The 6,102-nt window shown below is 41.2% G+C and carries 6 protein-coding genes; all 6 read right to left on the minus strand.

Annotated elements, in window-relative coordinates; all coding sequences use genetic code 11:
* Nucleotides 1-25: 25 nt before the first annotated feature.
* The 6 genes from A9957_RS02565 to A9957_RS02590 all read right to left on the minus strand — a co-directional run bounded on the left by A9957_RS02565 (nt 26) and on the right by A9957_RS02590 (nt 5,919).
* The gene (locus A9957_RS02565) at nt 26-310 is read right to left on the minus strand and encodes a hypothetical protein (RefSeq protein WP_096711425.1); all 285 of its coding nucleotides are present in this window, start codon (nt 308-310) and stop codon (nt 26-28) included.
* A gap of 683 nt (nt 311-993) precedes the next feature.
* Nucleotides 994-2,184 carry a nickel pincer cofactor biosynthesis protein LarC gene (gene larC / locus A9957_RS02570; protein ID WP_096711426.1) on the minus strand — a complete coding sequence of 397 codons (1,191 nt, stop codon included), beginning with the start codon at nt 2,182-2,184 and terminating at the stop codon, nt 994-996.
* Nucleotides 2,185-2,189: 5 nt separating this feature from the next.
* The gene (gene larB / locus A9957_RS02575; RefSeq protein WP_292343081.1) at nt 2,190-2,981 is read right to left on the minus strand and encodes a nickel pincer cofactor biosynthesis protein LarB; all 792 of its coding nucleotides are present in this window, start codon (nt 2,979-2,981) and stop codon (nt 2,190-2,192) included.
* 155 nt (nt 2,982-3,136) lie between these two features.
* Nucleotides 3,137-4,339 carry an aldo/keto reductase gene (locus A9957_RS02580; protein WP_096711428.1) on the minus strand — a complete coding sequence of 401 codons (1,203 nt, stop codon included), beginning with the start codon at nt 4,337-4,339 and terminating at the stop codon, nt 3,137-3,139.
* 410 nt (nt 4,340-4,749) lie between these two features.
* Nucleotides 4,750-5,760: an iron-containing alcohol dehydrogenase gene (locus A9957_RS02585; RefSeq protein ID WP_367121683.1), complete on the minus strand. Its 1,011-nt coding sequence runs from the start codon at nt 5,758-5,760 to the stop codon at nt 4,750-4,752.
* A 3-nt stretch (nt 5,761-5,763) separates the two neighbouring features.
* Nucleotides 5,764-5,919 (minus strand): hypothetical protein, encoded by a 156-nt coding sequence (locus A9957_RS02590; protein ID WP_207891981.1) that lies wholly within the window; start codon nt 5,917-5,919, stop codon nt 5,764-5,766.
* Between the last annotated feature and the right edge of the window lie 183 nt (nt 5,920-6,102).

Raw genomic sequence — 6,102 nt, forward strand, 5'->3', positions numbered from 1 at the left:
CTGATTAAAAATCGATTCAAAAAAGTTAAGCAGGATTTTGTTTTGTAGACAGGCGATTTAAATCGGCGATTAATTTTTTAGTGTCCACATTCTGCTTGTTTGCGATCTGGCATATTTCATCATATAATAGAATAAGTTCCATTTCGTATTCCGATTCTCCCTTGACTCTGGACCAATAATCCAAAAATATATCCCTTTCAAATTCGACAAAATTACCAGCTATTTTTAAGAAAATTGCCAGTGGATTTGTTTCTACAATCTTCCCAACTTTGCCAGTCTCATTATTCTTATAAAATTCCCCATGTCTCATCTGTTATTCACCTCCAATTCCAACTACATATTTGATTTTCTAATTTATTAAGCATAGCGACAGGTTTGGACTTCGGGGCTTGTATTTTCAATTTTTATATCTTTGACCTTAACATTAATTGCTTCACTGACCCTTAACGGTGGGGTGTACATCAACAGAGCCGACATTTTATAATCTCAAACAAATTAACTTTTAATCTGCAAAAAAATATTAAAAGAACAGGTTGGAGCATTCAATAATAAAAAATGTAAAAACTCATAGTAAAAATATATGGGTATGAATAAAAATAAAAGGAATGTATGTGATTTATTCCAGAATGAAAATCTGATACTCCCATTAAATCTATGATTTAATAATCTGTCAAATGATTACTTAAACTTTATCGATATAGCTATGCCTGTAGCTGAAGATCTAATCTTTCAATTATCTATGGGTCGGAAGGCGCATGGTTCCAAAACCGATTATTGAAAGTTCATCCCCGTTCTTTGGCATTTTCCTGTATAACATTAAACTCCTCCCGCATTTTTGAATTATTAGCTTGATTCTATTCTCATTAATCTTTGATTGAATCCTTGTTTTTAAGACAAATCAATCTGTTACCTTTATGCCTGATTGAGTAATCACTCAAAAGTAATTGGGTAATCAAATTCATTGGTTTTTATTAACGAAGCTTTTTGGAAATATCAAGAGAAGAGCTTTCTTGCTGCCTCCTCTGCCCATTTTATAACTTCCTTTACAGGGATACCACTTGTTTTAGCAATCACTTTACAATCCTCGAACTCAGCAGAGATATTGAGCAGGACACCTTCTGAATCCCTGGCAATCTTCACCGCGGTTTCATAGATTTCCCCTTCAATTTCAAATTTAAGTGACTCTATCCTTCTGTCAGCCATTAACCTGTGCCGGGTTGGTATTACCCGTACTCCTAGGGACCCAGTCTCGATAATGATCTTCCGTGCGAGTTTTGCAGTATCCTCAGGCTTTGCAATGACCTTGATAATATGGGCTGGGCGGCCTTTTTTCATTGTTGCCGGAACGATTGCAACATCCCTTGCTCCCATAGCAAGCAATTCCTCGAACAGGTTACCCAACACTTCTCCACTTACATCGTCAGCATTTGTCTCAAGTACTTCTATCATATCCGGGACCAGGCCGGAATACAGCTCAGAAATCACTCCCTGGAGCACGTTTGGTCCTCTAAGCTCGGCATCTCCAGCTCCATACCCTGTTGAAATTACCCTGCCCTGGGGAAAAGTCTCCACAGGTCTTGCAAAGTGAGAAAGGATCGCAGCTCCTGTGGGAGTCAGAAGTTCTTTTTGCTCATTCCCACCTCTGAAATAGAGTTTTCCTTTCCTGAGCACCTCAAGTGTAGCCGGAGCTGGTACAGGCAGGGTCCCGTGTGCGCATTCTATTGTACCGCTTCCCACATTGATAGGAGTGCAGTAAACAGAATCACATCCAAGAGAATGAATAGCTGCCGAAGACCCGATGACATCTACAAGTGCATCACTCTGGCCTACCTCATGGAAATGAAGTTTCTCAAGATCATCTACTCTATGAATCAAGCTTTCAGCTTCTGCCATCTTTAAAAAGATATCAAGGGCACTTGCCTCCACCCTGGGAGGCAGTTTTGCCTCCTTTATCGTGTCTAAAAGTTCTGGATATGTGCGTGAATGTTCTCTTTCAGGTACATTGATCTTGACATCAATAGCTTTTATTCCTTTTTTCACTACTTCCCTTATATCCACAGAAACAGGAGCAGAGGCTTCTATAAGTTCTTTTAGGGCTTGCCTGTCAGCTCCGAGGTCCAGAGTACATCCAAGGATCATATCTCCAGCGGCTCCGGAAAAAGGATTGAATATTAGTGATCTCATAATTTTTATTCCTGTTCTTGTTTACATCCTGCTCCTGCGGATGCGATCATGTTCGCTATCCTCGCCGCATATGCACCTGCAACAAAACCTGCATCGATATTTACGACTGCAAGTGTGGAACAGGACTGGAGCATTGACATCAGAGCAGCTTCTCCTTTGCCACCTGCACCATATCCTGTGGAAACAGGAAGACCTATCACAGGCACATCAACAAGTCCTGAAATTATTGTGGGAAGTGTGCCTTCCCTTCCGGCTGCAACTACTATAGCCCCAGGATTCTTCGATTTCAAATTCTGAAGTTCGGGAACTAACCTGTGGATTCCTGCAACCCCTACATCGTATACGGTAACAGTTTCACATCCCATCTCAGAAGCCACAACCTTTGCCTCTTCTGCGGCTGGAATATCTGCCGTGCCTGCGGAAATGATACCTACAACTCCACCGGTTGCGGGTGCATGAGTGCCATCATGGACCACAACCGTACGGGATCGGCTGTTCCATTCAAACTCATCTTCGCGGAATGCCGCCCTCAGGGCTTCAAAATGTTTTTCAGATACACGAGTGATAAGGGCTCGCTTGCTCTGTGAAACCATGACCCTTGCAATTTCCACAACATCATCAGGCTCTTTACAATCGGCAAGAACAGCCTCGACAACTCCCGTTCTGCATTTCCTGTGAGAATCAATTTTTGCTATATCGGAGTAGGATACAAAACCAAGACCACGTGCATGCTGTTCCGCAGTCTCAATATCTATTTTTCCATCTTTGACATCTTTGAAGAGATCTGTGAGTTCCATGTGATAACCCCTTTACTAAAAAAAATAATAATTCAAAGTTCACGAAATAATGAATAAATAAAAACGGAATATTGTCTGGTATTTCAGTAAAGAACCTGAAACAATATTCCTTGTTGTATTTTTGTGGCAGATAATTTATGCTGTTTTACACATGCTTAAACATCTCCATTAAACATCTCCTTTGCCATGGCAATCCTCTGCTCAAGATCGGACCCTTCAAGTTCGCTAACTACGGAATCAAGAATATTTGGTATGTCAATATGCTGTGGGCATTTATCAAGACATTGTCCACACTGGATACAAAGGGATGCAAAACCGCCTCTACCTGCACCAACAGCACCGCCTAAACGTGCAGCATACATAAGTCTTACTGTTTCGGGATCATCCTCCAGGTAAAGGTTGTTGTACAGATCAAAACAAACTGGAATATTCACACCTGACGGGCAAGGCATGCAATATTGACAACCGGTACATTCTACCTTCATCAATTCACGGTATTTATTTTCCACTCTTTTCACAAGTTGTAGTTCTTCTTCTGTAAGTGAATTTGGATGTGCTTCTCCTGCAACCCTGAGATTCTCTTCAATATGGGCTTCTTCGTTCATACCGGAAAGAACCACAGTAACTTCCGGATGGTTCCATACCCAGCGAAGAGCCCATTCAGCAGGTGATCTTTTCTTTGGTGCCTCATTCCATATTTCTTCCACATCTTGTGGTACAGTTTTTGTAAGGGTTCCTCCACGAAGAGGTTCCATTACTATAACACCAAGATTTTTAGAAGCTGCATATTTCAGACCCTCTTTACCTGCCTGGTTCATTTCATCCAGATAGTTGTACTGGATCTGGCAGAAGTCCCAGTTATAAGCATCTACTATGCGATTGAAATCCTTTGATGCTCCGTGAAAAGAAAAACCTGCATTTATAATGCGACCATCAGCTTTGGCTTTGTCAAGGAAATCAGCTACACCTAATTTTTCAATACTGTCCCACAGGTCACCAACAAGAGAATGTAAGAGATAATAGTCAATATGATCGGTGTTCAGTTTCTCAAGCTGGGCATTCAGGTACTTATCCATATCCTCTCTCGTTTCTATAAGGAATGAAGGGAGCTTTGTTGCGATTTTCACTTTTTCGCGGTATCCGTCAGCAAGAGCACGACCCAGGAATGGCTCGCTTGCTCCCATGTGGTATGGCCATGCAGTATCAACATAGTTCACTCCCTGATCGATCGCATAGCGCAGCTGCTTAGTTGCCCTTTCTTCATCTATACTACCGTCTTCTTTTGAAGCGAGGCGCATGCATCCGAATCCAAGAATTGAAAGCTCGTCTGTGTTCTTTGGCATTTTTCTGTATAACATTCTAGTTCTCCTTAGGTTTTGAATTGCACAAGATAATAAAACTGCGGGTGACTGAACAGTCAGTCATAAATGGATTTGCTAGTATATATTTGCTTTGATTGACCAATCACTCACAGACGACGCCAAATTGATACTCGGTCATGAACCATCCTATGTTGCTGACCATGCTCTAATGACTCTCCTTTAATCAACAAATTGTCCAGCATAAATCCAAAAGTAATGATTAGTCTCTCTGAAAATAATCAAGAACATATTAACCCATGATTTATACTATAACATTTTTGCATTATTCAGACATGTGCCATTCCCAAAAGCGGATTGCGATCACTCATAGACGATGCCAAAAAGAATTTAGAGCCGATTTTATTCTGATAATTGTTCAGTTGTAAAAAATAATGAGTTGAGAATCCTTACTTGTAGGAAGCCTCATAGATGGCAACACAGTCATCAATACTAAGTTCGGTCCTGTCACATGTAAACAAAAAGCCCATAGTATCCTTTGCGTTCTTAGCCATTGTTTTGAATTCGTCCGGTGTGATACCGTAATCGGACATCCTGAGGTCTGCAACTCCACAGTCTTCCTGCAATTTCACCAGCATTTTGATGAAATCCATCGGCTCTTTGGCATCCTCCATTCCCATGACCTTTGCCATTTGTACGAACCTGTCATCACAGACATGCTTGTCAATAAAATGAGTAAAATACGCTTTGCTGATCATGATAAGACCTGCACCATGCGGAAGTTCCTGATGATAGGCTGACATTGCATGTTCCAGTGAATGCTGACTGGTGAGAATACCTACGCACATCACTGTACCGGAAAGTGTATTCCCGAAAGCAACCTTTTCACGTGCATCCAGATCATTCCCATTCTTCACAGTTTTTGCAAGATTTTTTGCGATATTCTCAATTGCGGTGATGGCATACATGTCGCTCATAAGATTGGCACCATTGGAAACGTACCCTTCAACACTGTGGAATAATGCATCAAATCCCTGGTATGCGGTAAACTTCGGTGGTACGGTCAGCATAAGCTCAGGATCGACAATAGCCAGGACCGGGAACAGTTCCTCATGTACAAACCCGGTCTTTTCATGCTTTTCTTCGTGAGTGATCACTGTACCCGAATCGGTCTCTGAACCTGTTCCGGCTGTAGTTGTAATGGCTATGACCGGCAGAGGGCTGTTCTTTAAGGGCATTCCTTTTCCGCTACCAGAAGGAATATAGTCCCAATAATCACCTTCATTGGTAGCTATTACAGCAATTGCCTTTGCTGCGTCCATACAGCTTCCACCACCCAAAGCAACAATAAAGTCACAATTGTTCTCTTTTACAAAAGCACCGCCAACCATAACTGTTGATCTTAAAGGGTTTGCTTCAACTTTATCGAAAACTACTGTTTCTACACCTGCCAGTTTCAGCTGCTATTCAGTCCTTGCAAGATAGCCGTTCTCTCTTATTGACTTGCCTTTAGAGATAACGATCATAGCTTTTTTGCCAGGCATTTTCTGCTCATGCAGATTATTTAATTGACCTGCACCGAACAAAGTTCTGGTAGGTACATACATGTTATAACTCATATCAAATCCTCAATTTTCCTTTCCTGAAAAGTCTTATACATTCAATAACTCATATGATTGAGCAATCAGTCATTATATTTTGCATACTGTGCTTTTTTTTTGATTAATACATTTTTATGTCAGAAGTCCCACCATGAAGTAGAAGGCATTTGCAGGTCTGAATCTAACAGAACAGTCTCACCG

The sequence above is a fragment of the Methanohalophilus sp. DAL1 genome, from assembly GCF_001683555.1.
Classification (GTDB): Archaea; Halobacteriota; Methanosarcinia; order Methanosarcinales; family Methanosarcinaceae; genus Methanohalophilus; species Methanohalophilus euhalobius.